5 protein-coding genes are annotated in these 2,970 nt (G+C 38.3%); 3 read left to right on the forward strand and 2 right to left on the reverse strand.

The features are described 5' to 3' along the window. Positions 1–723: tyrosine-type recombinase/integrase (locus BI182_RS15460; protein WP_286809188.1), on the reverse strand; the 723-nt coding region annotated here is incomplete at its 3' end. A gap of 15 nt (positions 724–738) precedes the next feature. Further along, a complete protein-coding gene (locus tag BI182_RS15465; protein ID WP_286809189.1) occupies positions 739–1,680 on the reverse strand; it encodes a helix-turn-helix domain-containing protein in 942 nt (313 codons plus the stop codon). 144 nt (positions 1,681–1,824) lie between these two features. Between BI182_RS15465 and BI182_RS15470 the strand changes: the two genes are divergently transcribed. The 3 genes from BI182_RS15470 to BI182_RS15480 are packed head-to-tail and all read left to right on the forward strand — an operon-like array spanning position 1,825 to position 2,867. Further along, on the forward strand, positions 1,825–2,004 hold the full coding sequence (locus BI182_RS15470; protein WP_228882369.1) for a hypothetical protein: 180 nt from the start codon (positions 1,825–1,827) through the stop codon (positions 2,002–2,004). Further along, the gene (locus BI182_RS15475; RefSeq protein WP_286809191.1) at positions 2,005–2,292 is read left to right on the forward strand and encodes a helix-turn-helix domain-containing protein; all 288 of its coding nucleotides are present in this window, start codon (positions 2,005–2,007) and stop codon (positions 2,290–2,292) included. Continuing rightward, complete coding sequence (locus tag BI182_RS15480; protein ID WP_286809193.1) at positions 2,289–2,867, forward strand: CHC2 zinc finger domain-containing protein; 579 nt, start codon at positions 2,289–2,291, stop codon at positions 2,865–2,867. Before BI182_RS15475 ends, BI182_RS15480 begins: the two co-directional genes overlap by 4 nt. Positions 2,868–2,970: the final 103 nt, after the last annotated feature.

Genomic DNA, 2,970 nt, shown 5'->3' on the forward strand with positions numbered 1-2,970 from the left:
TAGCTCCACCCGTTTTTCGATGGGGTTAAAGGGTATCACACCCCATTTAACAGCGGTATTCATGATGTTATTCAATAATTTGTGGTAATGAAGTACCGTTTCATTTGACACTTCCCTTTGTGGGTTGGTTGACATGAAGAGGGTATCAAAATCTTTACCAATAGCTGCAGCCACCTTACAGGCTATTTCGTGGGTTGTGTTACCGCCTTTTTTTAATCGTCGTAGAGCATCGTCATTGATCCCAGCTTTATCTGAAATGTCCTTTTGTTTCATGTTGGCCACGGTTGCCAGATATTCCGGCGTTACCGTGAATTTTTCCCCACCTCTTACACCGGTGCTACCTTTGATCTTTGCATAAAAGTCTTGAATGTGCTTTGGTGTGATCTGGCCCATTTTAATATGCCCCAGCTCTTCAATTATTTTCAGTGATTCGTTTTGATAGCCCCTGACTGTTACCGGGGAAAGGTTCTTGTTGCCCACATAATTTTTAAACCAGATCTCAATAAACTCAATGAGCTTAATATTGCTGTCCATGACATAGCCCAAATTGCATTTTTCTTCAAACTCATGGGCGACCCTCTCCAGATCCTTTTTTAATTTGGCCGGGCTTAAATCCTCTGAAGGCTTATAGGTCATGGTCTGCTTTATTCTTTTCCCATTTACATCAAAGCCACCCGAAACAACGATCCGATAAGTGTTACCTCTTTTTTCTATGTTGGCCATGGGAATACCTCCTAATTAAAGTGGACCGTCGTCTTCATTAAATTGCAAATCATCAACCAATTTAAATTTACGACTTCTAAATACCTCATCAAATTTTTGAGTGACCTGAAGAAAACGTAATTGATTTACTTTTGTATTTCTAGCCTCGTTTTCAATACTTTCAACAATTGTGACCATTATCTTTTGAACCCTTTTAAAAAACACATAACTTAATAGCTCTAGATCACCATTATTCAAATCAATTTTGAATAGCTCCTTTGTTATCATACTGTAAAACCGTTCATGCACTAATTTCATCGCTTCATTTTTTTCGTCATTGCTCCCCTCTAAAGATTCGATATTATAACCGATAGCGTTTTTCACTATTTCATCAGTTAAATTATTATCTAAATATTCATTTGCCCATTTTTCATAATCTTTCAACAAGGTATGATCAAGTGCATATTTGGCATAATAACCTAATAGAATATAAAATTTATCGGCTTCAATAAATTTATTTAACATGAACGGGAAAAAAAGGTCATCCTCAGCTTTGGAATTCATTATCACGTCAATTTCAGAAGGATTAATACTCTTTTTCAGTTTGTAAGTTGCTTCATCTAAGTCTTTCCTTTTTATCTTCATTTTTATATTTTTCACACGATTTAAGCCTAAAAGCTTTTCTATCGCACTTTCACTTAACCCTGTTTTTTCACCAATAGCCTTCTCTTCAATATCAAAACTTTTTACACTACTTAACCCTAATAGATAATCAGCCGAAACTTTGAAAAAATCACAGATTTTATACAGTTTTTCTATATTAGGCTGGACAGAGCCGTCCATATATTGGGATATTGCTTGCCTTGTTATCCCGGTTACACCAGCTAAATCCTTTTGCGTTGTACCATTTCCACTCATTAACTCCCTTAAACGTGTAGCGAATACGCTATCATAGCCAGTAAATTTTACATCATTCATATAAGCAACCTCGAAATGTAAGATTTTCTTTCTTTTAAATTTATATGTTATTTTTTATTGCGCTACTACAACTCTTGCTATATAATGATTATAGCAAGAAATTCAAACATGTGCAACAAATTTACAACATTAGGAGGAACCCAGATGATAAATAAGGAAATCAAAGAAGCGATTAAAGATGCCAATTTATTCCAATGGCAGATTGCGGATTGTCTAAATATGGCAGAATCCACTTTTTATCGGAAAATGCGCCATATTTTACCAGACGCGGAAAAACAACGGATTTTTGAAGCAATCGAAAAGTTAAGCAGGGAGGAAAAATAAATGAATATCCCACGTATGCGGACAGTGCCAGAGGCATCAGCCGAATTAAAGGCTCTGGACGAACACACAGCATTAACCCAGTGCGCCATTAGACGGCTGGTATTGGATGGCAAAATCAAGAGCGTTAAGGCAGGCCGTAAGCATCTGATTAATTTTGACGATTTGCTGGAATATCTACTTAACCCCTTCCAGGAAGAGACGCCAGAAGAGGAAACCCCAGCCGCCGTTACCCATATCAGCACCGACCGGATGACAGAGTTTAAAAGGAACATAGGCCGAATAAAATGATTGACCCCTTTGATCATATTCGCCAAACCCTTGACATTGAAGAGGTAGCCAGGCGATACGGGCTTGAGGTCAACCGGCATCATAAAGCCTTATGCCTCTTCCATGATGATCATCATGAAAGCATGAGCTTTAAAAACAACCGTTTTAAATGCTTTGCCTGTGGTGCTGGTGGATCGGCAATTGATCTGGTTGCCAAACTATTTGACTTGGAGCCTTTAGAGGTAGTGAACAAGCTTAATGCCGACTTTGGTTTAGGGCTTGATCTTAAAGGCGAATACCGGCCCGATACCGCCAAAATACAGGAAATGGAACGGCAACGGCAATTGCAGAAAGCATTTGATGATTGGTGTGATCGGACATATTCAGATCATGCACAGCTGGCACGTTTTTATTGGAAAAATATCTTGAAATACAAGCCGGTAAGTGAAATGGATGAGCTCCATCCCCGTTATGTTAAGGCCATCCACCAATGGGAAACCGTCAACTATTTATTGGATACACTGCTCAAAGGAACACATGAAGAGAAAATCGAATTATACAAAAACTTAAACAGTCTGGAGGTGTGGGCATCTTAGATGAACAGCGAAAAATTACGACTTTTGGAAGCATTACAGGAAGAAGAAAAAAAGAAGCATGAAGATGAGATTATAAAAAAAATTGAGGCCTTAGAAGCCGGGG

Origin of the sequence: Acetobacterium sp. MES1, from assembly GCF_002237635.1 — a bacterium.
Lineage (GTDB): Bacteria > Bacillota > Clostridia > Eubacteriales > Eubacteriaceae > Acetobacterium > Acetobacterium wieringae.